Here is a 19,115-nt window from a genome sequence, read left to right as displayed (position 1 = left end):
TTAAAGTGGAAAAACACAAAAAACAACCTCTCCAAAAGAGAGGCTGCTTTCATGGTGCGTAATATTATTTACCAATGAAAAGTTGAGTCCAGTAGTTACCGTTCTCTACATATCCTACACCGATGTGAGTGTAGTTTGTGCTTAAGATATTTTTACGGTGACCCTCACTGTCCATCCATGCTTGTACTACTTCTTCTGGAGTAGGTTGACCCATAGCGATGTTTTCACCGGCAGAGCTGTATTGGATGCCGAACTGCTTCATCATGTCGAATGGTGAACCGTACGTCGGGCTATCGTGAGAGAAGTAGTTATTCGCTTGCATATCACGAGACTTTTCACGTGCAACTTTACTTAGCTCAGTATCTACTTTAAGTGCTGGAAGACCTTGTTTTGCACGCTCTTGATTTGTTAATTCCACTACTTTTTGCTCATATTGGCTTAATTGACCTGTTGCTTCACTAGCCTGTTGTTCTGGTTGCTGTTGCTGTTCGTTTGCTGCAGGAGCTGGTGCAGGTGCTTCTGCTTTTGGAGCTGGCGCCTCTGCTTTTGGTGCTTCTTGTTTAGGCGCTGGTGCTGGCGCTTCTGCTTTTGGTGCTTCCTTAGCAGGCGCTGGCGCTGCCTGAGCTTTAGGAGCTTGTCCTTTTAACAGCTCTTGTACATTAATATCCTTACCATCGATTTGGTATTTTGCTAGAGTATCTTGTACAAATTTATTTAAATCTTCTTGATTACCACTATATTTAAATGCGTTCACTTGTTGAGCAACCTTATCTGTTGGACATGGTGCTGCTGCGTCAGCTTTACCTGCCGCGAATGGTGCTGCTAATAAAGTGAATGCTGTTGCAGTTGAAATCATCATTTTCTTGTTCATAAAAATGAATTCCTCCTTAGTGAATGTGTTTTTCTTTGCTGCACATTCATCATACCACCCTGTTTTTGTTACATTTACGGGAGAACTTGGTAACTAGGAATCAATTGTTCTGTTTTGAAAGACAATTACTCTATAGTACTATAGTAACCACTGATTCTAGTAGGAAGAAATGTATTTCCATAATGATTAACTTACATTTCCATTAGTTGTATTATTTAGTCTTGAAGACTAATAATTACCTGTATATCAATATTGACAGCTTTTATAAGCTGCTTTCATTGTAACGGATGTTACAGTTACATTTCACAAAACCTGCAACTTTATCCTAAAGATAGGTATTCATTACATTTTTTGTCAGATTCAATGATAATATATCCTTCTACTTGAAAGCCAAGACGTTTTAATTGTCTAACCCCTACATTGCATTCAATAGGATTACTCCCCATTACGACAATTGGTCCCTCAGGGATATCGTGGTAATGCCTTGTTATATATCCGCATGGGATCGCTACAATATTATCGCACACTTCTTTAGATGAATCTTGATAATCCCGAACATCCACCACTACATACCGGGAAGTCACCTCGAGAGAAGACCATTGCTTAGTTCTAACAGGGAAATATCGATAGAACATCATATAAGAAAGTACACTAAATAGAAGTAAGCTTATTACTAGCATACTGGCATCATCCTTTTTAATAATCTAATCATCATTATATACCTATGCAGGTATATAAGAAAGTGAAACGCTCAGAATGAGATGGTTTGTTTATTTTCTGATAATCCACATCATGAAAGCATACGCAAAGTCTGTCCTCAGTTATACATGCTAAACGTTTAAATGTCTTTATGTATCTCCGTTCAATTGTGAGACCATTTCAAGATGTACCTTTATTAATGAAACTTTCTCTTCACTAGTCAGGTCTGATTCAATGATTCTCTTCGTAGCTGAGAGGTATTTTTCTTCTTTTGATTTACGCACTCTTGGATGACTATTTCCGTCCAATAGTTCACGTTTAATGGTTTCCTTCAGGATCTTTTCTGAAGAAGTACCCTCACTTATCAATAATCGGTTTTTCCATATCTGCCTGTAGGCATCTAATAATGCTTCGAATGATTCTAATCTCATGATCCAACAACCTTTACATAAAAAGTTTATTTATTAAGCATACTAGAAAAAAACAAAGAAAGGTGATGTACATGACTACACCCTATCGCTGTCCCAGCTGTAAGACGAATCGTACCCGGTTTAATATTATACAACAAGTATCTCAGAGTGTGAAACTCGATCCTGCCTCTGGAGAAGTTGTTCAAAGTTATGAAGAAGGGCAGACCGAGCCTTTTCATCTGGCATACAATGGACCGGATTTAAAAGTACAATGTGCCGCTTGCGGTTTGGTAGAGGATGAGATGACGTTTAAGAAATTTGGAGAAAGTACGATGTAATTCATTTTTAAAAAGGGGTAACTGGTTGGCTCTGTGTTTGAGTACAGATCCACCCGGTTACCCCTCTTCTTACTTTAGAACTGGATCCAATCAATGATTGGAAGCTTCTTTAAGCTTTGTATCTTTCTCTTCTTCAGTTACATCTTTATTCGACATACGTAAAGGGATTTCATTCATAAAGAACGTTAATACAAAACCAACAAGAAGAATGATAGCACCAATAAAGAAGACATTCGTTAAAGCGAAACTTAACGACTCTCTCACCCCATCGAGAATGGTTGCGTATATCCCTTGGTATTCTTGAGGTAATGTTGATTGTAATTCTTTTAATTTCTCACCATTCATAATGTTTTGAGGATCCTGAAGCTGCTTCAGCACTCCTGATGTTTCAGGATTCGTAAGTAGTGGTGAGTCTTTCACTTCTGACATTTGTTCCGTCATCTTCGAGGACATGGAAGTATTCATCACGGTACCCATGATGGCTACACCAATCGTACCGCCGATTTGTCTGAATAATTGAGTCGCAGCGGTAGCCACACCAAGGAACTTATGCTGAACAGCGTTTTGAACGGTTAAAGTGAATACAGGGAAGCTCAGCCCAAGACCTGTTCCTACTATAATAATATTGATTAGAGCCGTTGTATTGGTTGTATTCGTATCCATAAAGGATAAAAGGATCATTCCTGCACTCATTACGAACAAACCGATTAGGGCAAGAAATTTATATCTGCCTGTCTTAGTGATGATCTGTCCACCAACTGTACTCGTGATCACCATACTTAATGTCATCGGCATCATCACCAAGCCCGACTTAGTGGCAGATGTCCCCATGACCCCTTGAATAAAGAACGGCATATACATGATGGCTCCAAACATCCCGGCACCCAGGATAAACCCAATGATATTGGATAACGTGAAGATTTTATTCTTGAACAATTGAAGTGGAAGAACGGGATTGCTTGCTCTCTTTTCCGTAATGATAAATAGGACAAAAAATAACACCGTTGCTGACAGTAAACCTATTATCGGAAAGGAAACCCATTCATAATCATTCCCACCCCACGTAAAGGCCAATAATAAAGGAATAATCGTCAGGGTGAGCATAATGGAACCTAAGTAGTCCACTTTCAATCCTCTATTTGGTTTCTGTGAAGGAAACATTTTATAAATCATCCCAAAGGCGACGAAACCTACTGGAAGGAATACCCAGAATACCCAGTGCCAGTCTGCATTATCAACGATCCAGCCTCCTAATGTTGGGCCGAACACACTTGCGAGACCAAATACACTACTCATCAAACCTTGCCATTTCCCTCTTTCCCGAGGCGAAAATAGGTCTCCTACAGCCGTAAACGCAGTAGACATGATCATCCCGGCTCCAAAGCCCTGAATCCCCCTGAAGATGATTAATTGAAGGATGGAAGAAGAAAGTCCATTCAAGAATGACCCGATCATAAAGACACCGATACCAAGGAGAATGAACGGCTTTCTTCCATACATATCTGATAATTTCCCTACTAATATGGCTGTTACCGAACTGGTTAACATAAAGATTGTAAATACCCAGCTATAGTAGTCAATTCCGCCGATTTCAGAAATGATTCGTGGTAAAGCGGTTCCCACTATCGTTTGATTCAATGCCGCAAATAACATGGCTGACATGATGGCTATCATGATCATTACTTTTTTTCGATGTTCTAAGTGCTCCATTTTTAAGTCTCCCTTAATATTTATAATAAGAATAATTCACTTACTTAAGTAATTCAGCATAATAGAAGGGATGACCCAATCCGGTCAACCCTTGCTCTCTCATGCTTACACTTATTACTTGCGATTTGATGCCAATAGTTTTTCAAAAAGTTCAATCAGGTGATTTATCTCTTCTGTATCAAATTTCACAAATAACTCCTGAAAGTATTGAGTCTTTTTTTCTTCACATTGAGAAAGCATTTCTTCGCCCTGAGGGGTCAAAGCTAACTCTACTACCCTACGATCTTCGTTAGACCGCATTCTTGTGATATAGCCTTTTTCTACTAATGTATCTGTAATGGAAGTGATGTGACTTGCCGATACTTCCATACGTTTGGATATTTCCGAGGATTTCAATGCCCCATTCTCGCTAATGAGCTGAAGCACCCGGAATTCTCCATTGGAAATGAACTCACCAAAGATGGTTCGAATATCTGATTTCATCATTCTAAAAACGGATCTGAATAATCCCTCTAACTCGTACATTTCTTTTCCCACTAAAAATCGACCTTTCTCACTTCTTGCACTAAATAAATAGTTCACTAAGTTAACTATTATAGTTTAAACATTTTATTATAATCTGTCAATGGTTATGAACCAGTCAAGATCATGACGGTTCTGACTCCCATCTTGGAGAATAAAATGATACTGATCGATAATCCGATCCCACAAAGGAGACCCGTCAGCAACCGTAACGAATTTGTACTTGTTCTCCAGTTCCACTTCTGGGTGTATCCATCTGCAAGTAGCGGGATGATGAGCACCCCCACATATAGCAAATGAACGAATGTTACCAAAGGGAAATACAACCAAACGAACGGGATCCCGATTAAGATTCCTGCGAGTATACCCATACAGCGGAAACATAAGGGAAATTGTTTTCCCCTGACGACGAGTGAACGTTCTCGTATTCTATGACACGGCATGAAGGATAATGTAAGGATTCCTTTCACTCTATCCCCCCCTATGGACTGCAGTCCGGTGTACAATCACAGTCCGGTGAATCACAGTCAAATTTCTTTCCCCGTGGCAAAGGAAGGCAGTCAGGTGAATAAATTGCACAGTCCCAACAATCATTGGTCCTTTCCCTTTTATGTTTTTTCCGCTGATAATACGCGATCGTTGATAAAAACATGATGACACTAAGTACGATTAGGCCGGTAAAGATAATGAACTGCAGTGTTGTCTCATGTATACTCAGCCCGTAGAGTCCACCGATAAATATGATCAGTTCTACACTAAACAATAGAAACACCATGAATTGTTTCTCCACCCCTTAGGTTATTCGGTTATATCTATCTCCTGCAATGAACGTATTATTTCTGATTTATGTAATTTTTCTCCAATTATGACGAAATTGGTAGGATATTTCATATCTCCCGGCATAAATAAAGGCATACCATATGAATATTGAAACAAGGTTGGATTTTTCCGACCCTGTAAAGGAACATACCCCTTCATTCTATAGATGCTGTCAGGTTGATTTTTCACCCAATCTTCAAACGCTTCTCCATTTACTGTTCCATTGAATGTATACACGATTGCTTGTAAGGTTAAATGCTCGCCGATCGATGCTTTCTCATAGGAACCGTTTCGGTTGTCCGATTTTAAAGAAAATAGATCTGTCATTGAGACCTTTGAGTAGTTCGTTAAGTACACTCTCGCATTTGGGTTGATTTGCTGAAGCTCATACGAGAATGTTCCCTGCTCCATCTCTGAAAGTAAATCCATTTTATTCGCCACAATATACTCCGCATGGCGAATTTGTTCTCTCATCAAATGTAATACGGCCGGACTGAATTCACCTCTATTTCGCCATTGTAGTCCATCCACAACAGTAACAATCCCTCTAAATTCGAACTGATTTGCAAACAGTGGGGTTAAGATGGAATCGACAACCTCAACGGGATGGGCTGCTCCTGTTGTTTCAATGACCAGTACATCGAAATTTTCATTAAGCAGTAACTCCTGAAGCTGTGACTCCAGCTTTTCTGATATGGTGCAGCATATACATCCATCAAGCAACTCCCGTAAAGCCGTATCTTTTTCAACTTCATCGCTATCGATGGATACACTTCCTAATTCATTCATTAATACAGCCGGTTTCTTATTCTCGTCCTTTAAAGCTTGAAGCAAATCTTTTAATAACGTCGTTTTTCCACTTCCAAGGAATCCGGATAGTATATATACATCTTTCTTCATTTAATCTTCCTCTCTATAGATCCTATACATATTCTATTAGAAAGCGCTTATGAACACAATGAAATCAAAAAACAACATACTTTTGGAAAATAGCGATTGTAAAAAGCGTTTTATTATGTTTATACGCATAGAATGAACTAAAGAGGAATTGGGTCATCTATGATCATTTATGGATGTTATTTATTTCTTTGATTTATCATCATAAAAGACCGTTCCGTTTCGGCAGGATCAATACACATGTGAGTACTATAAAAGGTGGGGTTGTCATTGTACTATGAGAAGATCGTTCCGCTTAAGTTAAGGGACTTTTTGAAGAATCCTTCTCATGAAACATTGAAGGATCTGTTGCTTCATAATACGGGTGAAACGGATTACGTGGATTTCAAATCAGATTGGATTGAATTCACGAAGATGGCGAAGCATATTCTGGCTATCTCCAATACAGGAGGCGGATGCATCATTATAGGAGTGATGCAATATGATGATGGATCGTTAGATTTAAAGGGATTGTCAGATGAGGAATTTTTAGATAAAGCAGATGTTGATAATAAACTACAGCATCTGCTTCCTAAATATTTACGTTATCGCACCGAGGATTTCATTTTCCCTAAAGGGATTCACCCTTTGTTGAACTTAAAACGATTCCAGGTTCTCATCATTGATTATGATCCACGATACGTTCCCTATACCTCTATTGTGACAAGAGGTGAATTAAGGTATGGGGCCATTTATGCCAGGCAAGGAACAAAGTCAATCGAAGCCAGCCACGAAAAATTGGTGGACGTCATTCTCCGCAAGGTCCAGTCAGGTGGATCGGACAGTGATGAGCGTACATTAAGAGAACATCTGGAACACCTTAAAATTCTGCATGTGGAACATGATCAAGCGGAAGATCCGAAGTACAAGAAATATTTATCCGAGTTTCATTCTTGGTAAATCACTCAACCGTTTTTTAGAAACTCACTGATGGCTTCTTGATTCTTCTGTTCATCCATGTCTAAAACCTGTCCTGCATTCACTGTAGAAAGATCCGTAAAGCTTCCTTCTATTGGTACTCGAAGTGTGTCCACAGAGTTTACGGGATTTAGCATTAATGACATTCCATACTTAATCACTTCACTCATTGGTGTAGAGGTTTCTACGTGTTTTAAGCCTTCTCTCATAATGGAAAGGACGGTTGTAATTCCTTCTCCAGACTGCATTTGCTCCATTAGACTTTTTTCTGCTAACGAAATGATTTCCTGCTGTCTCTCCACTCGTCCAAAATCGCTATTGATGTCTCCCCTAAACCTTACATATTGTAAGATTTCTTCTCCTTTTAACACTTGCTTCCCGGGATCTTTTGACCATTTCCAATACTTGATCATCGGTTCTGACACTGTAACCCCGACCCCTTCTGGAAAAACGAGATCCATTACGTTTATGAAATCATTAAAATCTACTTTCACGGTATGGTGAACCTCTATGTTGAAATTACTTTTTATCGTTTCAGCCAAGAGCTCTTCTCCACCCCACGTATACGCATGATTGATTTTGCTCTTTTCATATCCAGGGATGTTTACAAATGTATCCCTCATAATGGAAACAATCTTCATGGATGTTGATTGCGGAGTATATTGAGCAATCATTAAAACATCTGCACGTGCAGGTTCGTCATTTCGTTGATCTGAACCGATTAGAAGTACATGAACAGGAGACTTTTTTTCTTGAAGGACTAATGGAAAAATCGATTCATCTTTTTCATCTAAGAAATGCTTTTGAGATTGAACTTCTTCTTTTGGTGCAGGTTGTTCTCTCTCACCCCAGAAAGGTGAACAACTTACAACAATGAATACAGAAGATAATAAAGTCAGCAGTAACGCCGTTTTTTTCATAACATCACCTCATATATACTCTCATTGTTGGTACATCTCATATATTCTATACGAGTAAGAAGAAACCAATAGCCAAAAAAAAAAGATCTCAGGTGCTTTCACCTGAGATCTTCCACTTAGTTATTTTTGGTTAACTCTTCGATCGCTCTTTTCACTTGCGGATCGTTTTCTTTTAGTTTTTCTCGAAGATTGGACATAAGCTTAACCGTCGTCTCAGCATTTAACGTTCCAGTTACCTCTAGTTCATTGTTTTCCTGGAACTGCTTAACCGCTTTTGTCGTATCTTCATCATAATATCCATCAACGTTTCCTGGATTCAAGTCCAGTGCATTGAGCATCTGCTCTGCTGTTTTCACCTGATCGGATAAGTCTGATTCCTTCAGTTCCTTTTCAGGATTGATGTATGGAAGTTGCGCATATTCCGGCATCTTCACTTCAATATCGGGAGTGATCCCCTTTTCATGAATCCAATTGCCATCTGGCGTTAACCATTTAGCCGTTGTAAACTTCATGTTTGATCCATCTTGGAAGGTTTCCGCTGTTTGGACCGTTCCCTTACCAAAGGTTTTCGTTCCAACAAGGGGAATATCGTTTGACTCACTTACAGCTGCTGCTAAGATTTCGGCAGCACTTGCGCTTCCACCATCTACAAGAACAGCTGTAGGCACATCTACCTTCTGCCCTGATTCAGAAACATACTTTTCCACTTTACCGTTGCTGTCTTCCACTTGGAATAAAACTTCACCTTCAGGAACAAACAAGTTAGAGATCTTCACAGCTTGATCCAGTAATCCACCTGGATTTTGTCTTAAATCAAGAACAAGTTTTTTCATGCCTTTATCGTTCATTTCATTTAAAGCTTCCGTTAATTCTTTATACGTATTCTCCGAAAAGCTCGTAATTTGGATTTCCGCTACACCATTTTCTTTCATTTCTGCATAAACCGTTTCAATAGGAATTTCATCCCTTGTAATGGTTACTTGCATTGGCTTATCCTGACCTGGTCGTTGAATGGTCAGTGTAACCTTTGTCCCTTTTTCACCACGAATGAGGAGAACCGCATCGGTGACAGACATTCCTTGAATACTTTTGTCATCAACTTTCGTGATTGTATCGTTCGGCTGTAATCCGGCTTTCTCTGCCGGAGAACCTTTTATGGGAGATACGATGGATATATATCCTTCTTTCTCCTGTATTTCTGCACCGATTCCTTCGAAAGAAGAAGAGATGCTTTCCTGGAACTTTTCAGCTTCTTCTACATTCATATAATCAGAATAAGGATCTCCCACACTATCAAGCATCCCATTAATAGCACCGTTTACTAAGGTGTCCTGATCAAGGTCTTTAAAGTAATTTTCATTTAACTTATCATACGCTTCATAAAGTTTTTGAAATTCTGAACGTTCGGTTACCCCTACATTTACTGCCTTCTCGTCCCCGAAGGCCAGTGCAAATGTTGTAATTCCTGCAGTTGCAAATACAAGGAAAAACAAGAGCATAACAAATTTAAACTTCTTCATTTTTATAAAACTTGAATGGGTTTCTTGTTGTGACTGATCTGTCTTATCTTGTTCCAAAGCTTCCACCACTTTCGTTGCTATGTATCTTGTGTGAATTTACCGACTACACTATCACGAAACATCTATATGAGCAATCTTCCCACTCATAGCTTCTTTATTCTATCAGCTTTTCAATATTTACGAAAGGAAAATCCATTATCATGATTATGATGTGTCAAAATCGTTGTAAAAAACCCTACTGTACTGACAGCAAACAAAGAATATAAGAAAGACTCCGTACCGATGATCGGCCAGCCGACCACCAGCACGATGCTATCAAAAGCAAAGATTAACTTCCCCACATTCATTTGAAAACTTTTTCCAATCAGTTGAGCCAATAAATCAGATCCTCCCGTGGCCGAGTTTCCTTTTAACATAAGGCCGATTCCAATCCCAACACATGTCCCGCCTAAGAAGGCGCTCATAAGCGGGGGAAGAGTGAGAATATTCTTCCACTGATGAAAAAAATCTATCATTAACGAGGATAACCAGAGACCGTGAATACTATTATAGAAAAGTTTTCTGTCCACATAAAAAGCCAGCATATATAACGGGACACTCAGTAAGATAATCGTGAGCCCCGGCTTAAAACCAAACCAATAATGGGCAATCAGGCCAATCCCAATCATACCCCCATCCAGGAAATGATGTGGTACGAAAAAGAGATTAATACCGATCCCTACAAACACACTTCCTATGATAATAATGCCAAAAGTCCTCATCATACGTCTCACCCACTCACCTCAAACTGGGACAGCCCCTATTATTGTTGTATGTGAACTCGTGAGAAAACAGAACAACCCCAGGGTGGAATGGATTTAATAAGAGCATCCAATATGAATCACAAGTGACACAGAAAAGGGTCAGAAGCCTAAAGCCCCTAACCCTTGAAAAATCATTATATCTTTTTCACATTATTGAAATATTCCTCTAAAGACCAATCATTTTCATGAATGACTTTGGCAGCATCCTTACCAACATACCTATAATGCCAAGGCTCATATTGATATTGTGTAATGGAAACCTTATCTTTAGGGTAACGAAGGATGAACCCATATTTATAGGCGTTTTCAGCAAGCCATTTCCCTTCCTTCGTATCGGCAAATTCAATGTTTACCTGGAAATTATTGCTTTGACTTGAAATATCAATGGCTAAACCGGATTGATGCTCACTTTGTCCCGGAGGAGCCACGGCCATTACGGCTTTTTCTTCTCCGAATTGAGCAATTTCTCTTTCCAGCAGCATTTTTTGATATTCATATGAACGATAACCTGAAATAGCCGTTAGTAAAATCCCTTGTGATTGGGCGTCAGCGAACATTTTCTCAAGCTGCAATGCAGCTTCTTGACGAAGATATGCCTTTTCAAGTTCTTGATTACCAAATACGAACGGAACATCCGGGCGAACCAAATCATTTGGTTTGTATTCATCTAATGCATATTCCTTATTTACAAGAGCTAAAAGGTTGGATGGATTTTGAATCACTTGTTTTCCACCCACTACTTTCACATCGTTAAAGTAGTGAGACTCTAATTGTAGTTCTGGAGGAACCGCTTCTTCCTCTGAAGTGGGAGGTTGTTCTTGTTCCGGTTGTTCATCCTGCTCCGGTTGATCTCCTGGAGTTTGCTTCTTAGGTTTCTCTTCTTTTGTTTCTTGTTGTTTCTGGCCAAATAAATTCTCTGACCAATCTTGTACTTGCGAACATCCCGATAACATAATCAAGGAAGCAGTCGTTACGAAGATGATCTTTTTCATACTTTCACCTAGTTTCTCTAAAATGGTTCCATCCTTCATCTTATCATGTAATCAGATTTCTGTAAGCAGGACAAACTTCACAAAATGAAAAACTGCCTATAAACCCGGAAATGGGAATGTAAGCAGTTTCTTTTAATAATAGTTGAATCTATTCTTGAATAGCAGCTTCCAATGCAACTTCGATCATTTCATTGAATGTTGTTTGACGCTCATCTGCTGTCGTTTCTTCACCTGTTAAGATATGGTCACTCACTGTAAGTACAGATAATGCATTGCGTCCATATTTCGAAGCTAATGTATATAGAGCAGACGTTTCCATTTCAATGGCCAGAATACCGTATTGAGCCCATTTTTCGTGCTCTGCATTGTCATTGTAGAACATGTCGGCAGTAAATACATTTCCGACCTTTAAGTTAAGGCCTTTTTCCACACCGGCATCATAAGCACGTTTAAGCAGATCAAAGTTAGCTGTCGGAGCATAGTCAATCCCGTTAAACGTTAATCGGTTCATTTGAGAATCAGTTGATGAGGTCATAGCCAGAATGACGTCACGAACTTTAACATCCTTTTGGATAGCTCCACAAGTACCGACACGGATCAGGTTTTGTACGTTATAGCTTTGCATCAATTCGTTGATATAAATGGAAATGGAAGGTACGCCCATGCCTGTTCCTTGAACCGAAATTCTTTTCCCTTTATATGTCCCTGTGTACCCAAACATATTACGAACCTCATTATAACATGTCGGGTTTTCCAGAAATGTTTCTGCAATGTACTTGGCTCTTAGTGGATCTCCTGGTAATAAAACCGTTTCTGCTATTTCATTTTCTTTTGCATTAATATGTATACTCAATTTACTTTTCCTCCTAACAAGTCTATTGAAACACCATTGTAATCCTTTTTTATTTCTTATGCAACGCTTGAAAATGGAAGGATAGAAAGCAGTGCATGGGGTCAAACTAACGACAGAAGGAGGGATTCACATGGCTAAAGAAAAAATGAGTAAGAAATTGAAGCAAGCAGTACAGCATGCAAATGAAACAAACCCTTCTACCCGATCCGGGACACAACCTAACTCTTCAAGAACTGAAAGACTTAAATCATAACGGGGAGGAAGATTGCTATGGGTAAAAAACACAGAAACAGAATCAATGCTCCTAAGAAAAATAACCATATTCCAAAAGAAGCCCTGGAAGCAGAGCACAATGCACATGCGAAGGAAAATTCAGCTCAGAACCGAAAAAACGGTCCGGGTAATCACATATAAGGAATTCCAATAAAATAAAGGAAAGAATCTTACCTTGAGGAAGATTCTTTCCTTTTACTTTTCGTTGTTCCCTATTTAATGAATCAAGATCCGGTTCACTCTTTTCCATCCATTAGGCTGAAGACGGTAATAATAATGACCTCTCCGCCCCTCGTCAATAAAGATAATATCACGTGTAGCAATGTATCGGCCCTGATAATCTTTAGGAACCAAATCTGGTACGTTAAATGTTCTGAACGTTTTATACAGGGCTTCTTCATGATTATTTGCTTCAACCGAGATTCGATATACCTCTTCATAGCCTTTATCCTCTCCATACTTTGGAGTTTGGAAAATGGTCATGTCATAGGTCGATCTCAAAAGCTTGGGACGAATGATTTTTTCAAGTAAAGGCATGAGTACCCCTCCGTCATTATGTTGTACTCATACTATTACACATAGACCTTGTCGAATCCTTCATGGAAACATAGGAATCTTTGTCGAATTGCTTCATTAAGTGAATTTATTAATCACACCTTGCAGTTTTGATGAAAGATGAGGGATATCTGACGTTCTAATGGTTAGTCTAACCATGGATTCGTCCATTTCAAGAGCTTCTGCTAAAAATCCACCTAACCCTCTTGCCCGTCGATCCACTTCCAGAAGCAGATCCACTTGTTCTTCAGATTGATTTAGGAACATCACTTCAAGTTCATCCAATTTTCGTTGATATGGACCATTGACCGGAACGAATTCGAATTCTTGTATGAATGGATAGCGACCTCTGTAGCGGCGTGGTGCCTGCTCACATTCTACCTTGCGAATCCTGAAGCCCAGTTCCTGAACAGATGTGAGCACCGCATTCGTCAATCCATTCGGAACGATTTCAATATAATCTTTGTCTTTAGGATCAACTGCATTTTTAATATCCAAGCCAGTGGCTACCCACACCCTTGTATTTCCATATGTGATTGGAGTTTCAAATGGTAAGGTAAAGGTAAAAGGAAACTCTTTCTTTTCATTTTCACCGATGGTAAACGGCTCGGATATTTGCACTTTTTGAATGGGAGCATAATCAGTATACTTTTTGTCATCTGATTCACGAATATATGTAGTAAAGAGAGTTAAATAGATAGAATCGATGTTTTGATCTGCGCTTCCTCCCGTAATTTCTACTATCCCCTTTGCTGTTTCCCCTGCCTGGTAGCTTGATTTTTCTAATTTTGTATCTACTGTAGCCGCTCCGATTCCTATTGAAGCAAACACTTTGTTAAAAAAAGACATATGATTTTCCTCCTCGATTATCGTTCTTGTAATGTGTCAATCACCCGGTATAATTCCCCCAGAATCTCTTCAGAGTCACTAAACCCTGAATCAATCTGCAGAAGTCTTCTGATCACCATCCTGGTATCATGATGAATGGCAAGTTCTTCTTCCCAGCTTCTCTCCTTTTTCATCGTCGGTTCATAAGAAGAATACAATAAAAATAACAGAAAATGCCCGATTGCGTAGAAATCACTTTTCTTGGATTTATCCCTCATATAATCCTTCAGTTTCCCTGGGATAGTCTCTCGTGTTGCATTCATTTCACAAGCAAGGCCAAAGTCTATTATTTGAAGCAATCCATGATCCAGTAGAATATTAGGGATTCTTAAGTCTCTGTGAACGAATCCATTTTCATGGATCCATTGAACGAGGATAACCAATTGTACACCTAACTTTAGTGATTCTCCCTCTGAGTATGTTTTTCCTTCCTGAAAAATTAACTCCTCAAATGTTTGACCCTCCATTTTTTCCATAACGAAATAAGGAGTCTTCTTATACTTACCTGCTGTATAAACGGATGGAAACTGAGGATGAGATAAAGTTTGTAGTGCATTCATTTCATTTTGAACATATTGGACGTGATTAGAAAATAACTTTTTGTAAGGGCGAATTCTTTTTAATATGGCTTCTTTTCCACTCGAGTGGTCGATGACCGAGTAAGTTGTACCATAGCTTCCTTTTCCAACTAGTCGGATGATATGGTAGCCATTGATGTTTTCCCCCGGTTTCCACGTCTGTTCAAAGCCATCGATCAGTCTGCGAAAAAGCGTGAGTGGCATATCCCATTTCCCTTCATTCCATCAGCTGCTATAAAAGCTGGAAAAAAAGCTTTTACTCTTATGCTTCTTATAATGCTGATGTCCAAAATGTTTATGTTTAGGTGATTTATGCTTTCTCCACGCATCACTGGAGCTGTATCCATGACGTTTCGAACCTAACAGACTTTTGATTATTTTCTTTAACATAAGCAAACCTCCCCAAAATGTTTCTATTCCACTTGTATTACTATATACGTCTCATTTTGAAATTAGTTTCAAACAAAAAAAAATATCTTGTGGGAGCGTGATCCCTTGATCTATTCACCGTTTCAGAAGTTTTTAAACCTTATCAAGCCTGGGAACAATGACCATACGAGGCCGCTCCTTAAAGAGGAATCTATTGGTGAGCTTTATAATCAAGCAATCCAAGAGCCTGCTCCGATAGTTTATTTCCAAGAGGATCTTCAACTGTATGAACGGATTGTCAGGAAAGTAAAGGATGCTAATCTCAATAACGTAACAAGAACTGCATGTTACATTGATTTTTTCAAGAAACACCCTGAAATCCACTGGTCGTTTCTTGCTCATATGGTTTCCAGGAATGCTGGCTATCATATGACTGACATTCGAAATAACCTGATTTCACTCGTCTTGTCCAAAAAAGGGCAAAATGCGTTTTTCTCATTTCTCGAGTTGTGTAACGCAGCCATTTTCCAAGATGCGTATCCTCAACTATTACTATATGAACATTGGAAAAGAACGGGGCATTCTTCTTTTCATCTTCTAAAAAAATTCAACGTTTCCATGTTCATGAAATGTATATGGAAGGACTTTCTTATAACGGGTAATAAACAAGTTTTAACTATAGGGCTCATCATGAATGAACAGCATATGATTCAAAAGAGAATATTAACAGGTATGAAGAAACCAATTGGAGTGGATGAATGGCTTTTCCTGTTGCAGGATCGTTTAGAATTCACTTCTATTCTCTTCCCATATGGAAAACAATCCCCCTTCTCTCTAGCCGGTCTTTCAGTCTCTCACTTTGAACAGGTTAAGCGCAGAATTCTGTTAGGCAAGAGGTTATACGGAATTTTATTTCATCACTCTGTCTTTCCTACTGCATACTCATTTGCGATTCACCATTGCCACAGCGGATCGAGAGCGGATTACTGGCCTCACATTTATTCGAAGGAAAATAAAAAAACTCGTCTATATAGTCCCACTTTATGTTCTGTTTGGGATAACATGCCTTCTTTCACACTCTCTTATTCTGACTGGTTTACTGACCGGCCGATCGAAGTGATGGCACCTCTTATGACGATGATGGTACCTGATCGTTTTTCTATGACCAAAAAGTGGAAAGCATTTACCTCATTTCTTGTGAATCTAAAGAGGGATTAACTCAAAATAAAGTGCCGCCATGTTTTTCTGGAATCCAAAAAACATGACAGACACTTAAGAGTTAATCCCCATTATGTGAAAAGACATTCCTTACGATGTGACTTTCATTTCGATGGTTGAAAAGATCCTATACATCTTCTTCCCATTCTTCATCAATAATACATTTGGCAATCAGATACTCGAATGTGATATCCGCTATTTCTTCCAGCTCATCTTCTGACGGTACAAATCCTCTTTGAACGAGTTCTTTCATGAAGAACTCGGCAATTTCCTCTGTGTCGATAAAGACTTCTATCTCCCGCATGTGATCGCCCCCTTTGATTCTCAATTTATGACAGAATGCTTCCAGTTATGCTATGAGAAAAAAGTTTTCATAAGACGTAAAAGACAAGCATAGACTTTATCATCAAAGATAAGGAGCGATTCGATGTTAAACACATTTACTCAAAAAACGAAAATGATGTTAAAAGATTTAGAAAATGGTGAGGGAATGATTGTTTCAGGAATGCAGTGGATTCTTCGCGTTGTATTGCTATCATTTTTAATCATAAGCGTTCCGGTTTTTCTGTATATCATGTGGCTTATTCCTTCTCTTTAACAATAGATTGTGAGTTTGTATGAGTTTTCAATTGTTCTAACACATAGTCCATCTTATTCTTATATTTAGTATCTTCAAAGAGAAGATACAGTGCTTTGTAATCATTATAATGGTCCAGAAGCTGATCAATCCAACTTGGCTTTGGGTGAGCAGGTGAACGAAGGGATTTTATTTTGCCTTCTTTTTTCTGCGGAAATACGAATCCGTATTTCTTAATAAAGGCTTCTGCTTGCTCTTCATCTGCAACTAAGGTGATTTCATCTTCGTCTGCTTCCAACCACTCACCATCTGTAATTCTCATTAACTCATAAATAACATCTTCCCAGGCATCGTCCTTATAACGCCATATTTCCGTCCTGAATCCTACCACCTTAAAGAGATCCTCTTCATACCCCTTGACAATAACAAGATCTCCGAATAGAAATTTATATTCAATATCGATCTGTTCCTGTTCAAAAATGTATCCATCATAAGAATCGAGCAATTCTAATGATTTCTCCTTGAAAAGTCCTTCACTTTCGTTTACCTCATATAAAAACTCACCATCGAGTTTCTTAATATCGGTAATTTTTCCGACAGTACCATAAATTGTTACAACTACCGTTTCTCCAACTCTGAATCTAGGCTCTTTTCGTTTTTTCATTCTCCCCTCACCCTTAATCGCCTTTTTTATATGATATGCAACAACAAGCATATCGGTATACACGAAAAGCCTTTTTAAAAATGGACCGACATTTGTTTAGAACAAATGTCGGTCCATTGGCTTCATTGGCTTTAAGGTTATCTAGTTACACTTTTTCTTCTAATAAATAGGCGTCCCATGCCATATCGAAAATGGACATACTTTCAAGATAATGACCATTCATTTCAAGATAAGAACTAATCTCATGGTATTGCTTTGATTGTTTAGGAAAGCTATGATCATCATAAGCCGAATTTGCGAAATGAGTTAATTCATCCTTGGCAGTAGGCTGCCTGTATTTCATTAAATAATGATAAAAGGATTTTCTCACCTGTTCCACCTACCCTTGTTGTTTCTTTTCTAAAAGGATAGCGGAAGAAGGTGAATTCGTAAAGCTTTTGCTTTAGGTGAGTACTTTTCCCCTGTATGACCCACGGTTAATACCGAAAGTAATTTTTCTTTAGTAACCGGGGAAGCTCCATTAAATCTGTGTACGCGATCACTTTATCGATTAATTTGGTGTCGATTAACATAAGCTGGTCTTCTATTTCATTGATGACCGCTTCTTCCTGATACTCCATTCCACAATGACTGCAGCTCATACTGGGGACATTCGAGATTTGAATCGCTCTTGAACCATCAGGGAGCTCCCAATACACGTTCGCTTTTTCCTCATGAGCTGTCTCTTCTTCACACCATTCGCACACTTTTGCATTATTTTTATCCATTGATGGTTTTTTCCTTATCATCATTTTTATCTTTTTCCATTTTCGATAGCATCGCTTTATGCTTCTTTTCTTTAAGCTGATCTCTCTTCCCCCTAAAGTCCTTAAGGGAATTATGATCCGGATTTTCCTGGTATTCCTTTCGCCGTTCCAAACGCTTAAGTCCACTTGGGGTGAGTGAAGAATGGGTTTGATTCATCAAGCCGGCAATTCCAATGGTAGGCTCTTTAATCTCTTCATCATGATACACTTCTTTAAAGTAATCATCTGCCCTGCCTGCTACGTATTCTTCCGGTTCCGGATAGGTGGAGATGACTCCTTCAAAATTACGGACGACCACTTTAGAAGCACTTTGAGAAATAAGGTAATTCGGTTGCAGGGAAATTTTCCCTCCACCACCTGGGGCATCCAACACAAAGGTCGGGACTGCGTTTTTTATATGATGTATAAAAGCCTTATATGTCTATATATAGCACAAATATACCTTACTGCGTTTAAGTGCGTCTTGATGTTTAGACAAAGATGCAACATCTTTTCCAACGGTTTGTTCCATTTTATGTTTAACTAAAGTTGTACTATTCACTGTTCTTCGATTTCAAAAGCTGTTGAGAAGAACAATCATTAAATGTCTTAATACTACATTTGTACCCATTATAACTTCCATGCCTAACAACATCTTGTTCACATACTTATTGGAAATACAAAGGCTTTTTTCAAATCTAATTGATTACACGATTTGATTATTGAGACGACGAAAATAGACGAATTACAATAGTAAAAGCCAAAAAGGACAACTACTTTTGCAGCCGTCCCTTGTTAGTTACGGTGTTTGTCAATATAGTTGTCGCATTTAGTTACTTTAGTATTTTTAAAAATGTCATGGGTTCCCGCGTTCGTCCCTTGGCTACCGCGCTACGC

The 19,115-nt window shown here is 38.8% G+C and carries 27 protein-coding genes and 1 pseudogene; 6 read left to right on the top strand and 22 right to left on the bottom strand.

Translation table 11 applies throughout. The features are described from left to right. Positions 1-64: 64 nt before the first annotated feature. From DET59_RS17925 to DET59_RS17915, 3 genes are all read right to left on the bottom strand, one after another. On the bottom strand, positions 65-871 hold the full coding sequence (locus DET59_RS17925) for a CAP domain-containing protein (protein WP_113970972.1): 807 nt from the start codon (positions 869-871) through the stop codon (positions 65-67). A gap of 320 nt (positions 872-1,191) precedes the next feature. After that, positions 1,192-1,551, bottom strand: a complete 360-nt coding sequence (locus DET59_RS17920) for a hypothetical protein (protein WP_113970971.1) — start codon at positions 1,549-1,551, stop codon at positions 1,192-1,194. Between the two features lie 168 nt (positions 1,552-1,719). Beyond that, the gene (locus DET59_RS17915) at positions 1,720-2,001 is read right to left on the bottom strand and encodes a hypothetical protein (protein ID WP_113970970.1); all 282 of its coding nucleotides are present in this window, start codon (positions 1,999-2,001) and stop codon (positions 1,720-1,722) included. 71 nt (positions 2,002-2,072) lie between these two features. Between DET59_RS17915 and DET59_RS17910 the strand changes: the two genes are divergently transcribed. Beyond that, complete coding sequence (locus DET59_RS17910; protein ID WP_113970969.1) at positions 2,073-2,318, top strand: DNA alkylation repair protein; 246 nt, start codon at positions 2,073-2,075, stop codon at positions 2,316-2,318. A 90-nt stretch (positions 2,319-2,408) separates the two neighbouring features. Here the strand turns inward: DET59_RS17910 and DET59_RS17905 are convergent, their stop codons facing one another. The 5 genes from DET59_RS17905 to DET59_RS17885 all read right to left on the bottom strand — a co-directional run bounded on the left by DET59_RS17905 (position 2,409) and on the right by DET59_RS17885 (position 6,269). Further along, positions 2,409-4,028 carry an MDR family MFS transporter gene (locus DET59_RS17905; protein ID WP_113970968.1) on the bottom strand — a complete coding sequence of 540 codons (1,620 nt, stop codon included), beginning with the start codon at positions 4,026-4,028 and terminating at the stop codon, positions 2,409-2,411. 114 nt (positions 4,029-4,142) lie between these two features. Then, the gene (locus DET59_RS17900) at positions 4,143-4,553 is read right to left on the bottom strand and encodes a MarR family winged helix-turn-helix transcriptional regulator (protein WP_258549723.1); all 411 of its coding nucleotides are present in this window, start codon (positions 4,551-4,553) and stop codon (positions 4,143-4,145) included. A gap of 104 nt (positions 4,554-4,657) precedes the next feature. Continuing rightward, on the bottom strand, positions 4,658-4,993 hold the full coding sequence (locus DET59_RS17895) for a DUF2085 domain-containing protein (RefSeq protein WP_113971014.1): 336 nt from the start codon (positions 4,991-4,993) through the stop codon (positions 4,658-4,660). A 38-nt stretch (positions 4,994-5,031) separates the two neighbouring features. Next, complete coding sequence (locus DET59_RS17890) at positions 5,032-5,325, bottom strand: hypothetical protein (RefSeq protein ID WP_113970967.1); 294 nt, start codon at positions 5,323-5,325, stop codon at positions 5,032-5,034. Between the two features lie 23 nt (positions 5,326-5,348). After that, on the bottom strand, positions 5,349-6,269 hold the full coding sequence (locus DET59_RS17885; protein ID WP_113970966.1) for a CobW family GTP-binding protein: 921 nt from the start codon (positions 6,267-6,269) through the stop codon (positions 5,349-5,351). Between the two features lie 267 nt (positions 6,270-6,536). Here DET59_RS17885 and DET59_RS17880 point away from each other — a divergent pair, with 267 nt between their 5' ends. After that, positions 6,537-7,205, top strand: coding sequence for an AlbA family DNA-binding domain-containing protein (locus DET59_RS17880; protein WP_113970965.1), 669 nt, complete (start codon positions 6,537-6,539; stop codon positions 7,203-7,205). A 5-nt stretch (positions 7,206-7,210) separates the two neighbouring features. On the opposite strand, the gene DET59_RS17875 is transcribed toward DET59_RS17880, so the two are convergent. The 5 genes from DET59_RS17875 to deoD form a co-directional block, all read right to left on the bottom strand. After that, on the bottom strand, positions 7,211-8,143 hold the full coding sequence (locus DET59_RS17875; RefSeq protein ID WP_113970964.1) for an LCP family protein: 933 nt from the start codon (positions 8,141-8,143) through the stop codon (positions 7,211-7,213). 116 nt (positions 8,144-8,259) lie between these two features. Continuing rightward, positions 8,260-9,663 carry a lmo1851 family serine protease gene (locus tag DET59_RS17870; RefSeq protein ID WP_113971013.1) on the bottom strand — a complete coding sequence of 468 codons (1,404 nt, stop codon included), beginning with the start codon at positions 9,661-9,663 and terminating at the stop codon, positions 8,260-8,262. Between the two features lie 170 nt (positions 9,664-9,833). Further along, positions 9,834-10,427: a YitT family protein gene (locus DET59_RS17865; RefSeq protein ID WP_113970963.1), complete on the bottom strand. Its 594-nt coding sequence runs from the start codon at positions 10,425-10,427 to the stop codon at positions 9,834-9,836. Between the two features lie 173 nt (positions 10,428-10,600). Beyond that, the gene (locus tag DET59_RS17860) at positions 10,601-11,458 is read right to left on the bottom strand and encodes a D-alanyl-D-alanine carboxypeptidase family protein (RefSeq protein ID WP_113970962.1); all 858 of its coding nucleotides are present in this window, start codon (positions 11,456-11,458) and stop codon (positions 10,601-10,603) included. Between the two features lie 148 nt (positions 11,459-11,606). Next, the gene (gene deoD, locus DET59_RS17855) at positions 11,607-12,311 is read right to left on the bottom strand and encodes a purine-nucleoside phosphorylase (protein ID WP_113970961.1); all 705 of its coding nucleotides are present in this window, start codon (positions 12,309-12,311) and stop codon (positions 11,607-11,609) included. A gap of 130 nt (positions 12,312-12,441) precedes the next feature. On the opposite strand from deoD, the gene DET59_RS22175 reads away from it, so the two are divergent. Both DET59_RS22175 and DET59_RS21785 read left to right on the top strand, forming a co-directional pair. Further along, positions 12,442-12,564 (top strand): hypothetical protein, encoded by a 123-nt coding sequence (locus tag DET59_RS22175; protein ID WP_258549720.1) that lies wholly within the window; start codon positions 12,442-12,444, stop codon positions 12,562-12,564. Between the two features lie 17 nt (positions 12,565-12,581). After that, entirely contained in the window at positions 12,582-12,725 is a 144-nt protein-coding gene (locus DET59_RS21785; protein WP_181778227.1) for a hypothetical protein, read from the top strand. 75 nt (positions 12,726-12,800) lie between these two features. Here the strand turns inward: DET59_RS21785 and DET59_RS17850 are convergent, their stop codons facing one another. From DET59_RS17850 to DET59_RS21780, 4 genes are all read right to left on the bottom strand, one after another. After that, positions 12,801-13,121, bottom strand: a complete 321-nt coding sequence (locus DET59_RS17850; RefSeq protein WP_113970960.1) for a YodL domain-containing protein — start codon at positions 13,119-13,121, stop codon at positions 12,801-12,803. Between the two features lie 96 nt (positions 13,122-13,217). Then, positions 13,218-13,988, bottom strand: a complete 771-nt coding sequence (locus DET59_RS17845) for a sporulation protein (RefSeq protein ID WP_113970959.1) — start codon at positions 13,986-13,988, stop codon at positions 13,218-13,220. A gap of 17 nt (positions 13,989-14,005) precedes the next feature. Next, positions 14,006-14,809 carry a serine/threonine protein kinase gene (locus DET59_RS17840; RefSeq protein WP_113970958.1) on the bottom strand — a complete coding sequence of 268 codons (804 nt, stop codon included), beginning with the start codon at positions 14,807-14,809 and terminating at the stop codon, positions 14,006-14,008. 21 nt (positions 14,810-14,830) lie between these two features. After that, a complete protein-coding gene (locus tag DET59_RS21780) occupies positions 14,831-14,995 on the bottom strand; it encodes a hypothetical protein (RefSeq protein WP_181778226.1) in 165 nt (54 codons plus the stop codon). Between the two features lie 105 nt (positions 14,996-15,100). Between DET59_RS21780 and DET59_RS17835 the strand changes: the two genes are divergently transcribed. Then, the gene (locus DET59_RS17835) at positions 15,101-16,192 is read left to right on the top strand and encodes a DUF2515 family protein (RefSeq protein WP_181778225.1); all 1,092 of its coding nucleotides are present in this window, start codon (positions 15,101-15,103) and stop codon (positions 16,190-16,192) included. Between the two features lie 127 nt (positions 16,193-16,319). On the opposite strand, the gene DET59_RS17830 is transcribed toward DET59_RS17835, so the two are convergent. Further along, entirely contained in the window at positions 16,320-16,496 is a 177-nt protein-coding gene (locus DET59_RS17830; RefSeq protein WP_113970956.1) for a YozD family protein, read from the bottom strand. 123 nt (positions 16,497-16,619) lie between these two features. On the opposite strand from DET59_RS17830, the gene DET59_RS21775 reads away from it, so the two are divergent. Further along, positions 16,620-16,790, top strand: a complete 171-nt coding sequence (locus DET59_RS21775; protein ID WP_181778224.1) for a hypothetical protein — start codon at positions 16,620-16,622, stop codon at positions 16,788-16,790. Here DET59_RS21775 and DET59_RS17825 read toward each other — a convergent pair. The 4 genes and pseudogenes from DET59_RS17825 to DET59_RS17810 form a co-directional block, all read right to left on the bottom strand. Further along, positions 16,774-17,433: a hypothetical protein gene (locus tag DET59_RS17825; protein ID WP_113970955.1), complete on the bottom strand. Its 660-nt coding sequence runs from the start codon at positions 17,431-17,433 to the stop codon at positions 16,774-16,776. The genes DET59_RS21775 and DET59_RS17825 overlap by 17 nt on opposite strands. Before the next feature lie 145 nt (positions 17,434-17,578). Then, positions 17,579-17,803, bottom strand: coding sequence for a YozE family protein (locus DET59_RS17820; protein ID WP_113970954.1), 225 nt, complete (start codon positions 17,801-17,803; stop codon positions 17,579-17,581). Between the two features lie 106 nt (positions 17,804-17,909). Further along, positions 17,910-18,200, bottom strand: coding sequence for a YokU family protein (locus DET59_RS17815; protein WP_113970953.1), 291 nt, complete (start codon positions 18,198-18,200; stop codon positions 17,910-17,912). Further along, positions 18,193-18,627: pseudogene (locus DET59_RS17810) on the bottom strand (lysine 2,3-aminomutase); the annotation flags it as partial. The pseudogene DET59_RS17810 and the gene DET59_RS17815, both read right to left, overlap by 8 nt. Between the last annotated feature and the right edge of the window lie 488 nt (positions 18,628-19,115).

This window comes from Rossellomorea aquimaris (assembly GCF_003315075.1).
Classification (GTDB): domain Bacteria; phylum Bacillota; class Bacilli; order Bacillales; family Bacillaceae_B; genus Rossellomorea; species Rossellomorea aquimaris_C.
Note: the sequence above shows the minus strand (reverse complement) of the source record. Positions and strands in the feature narration are given on the sequence as shown.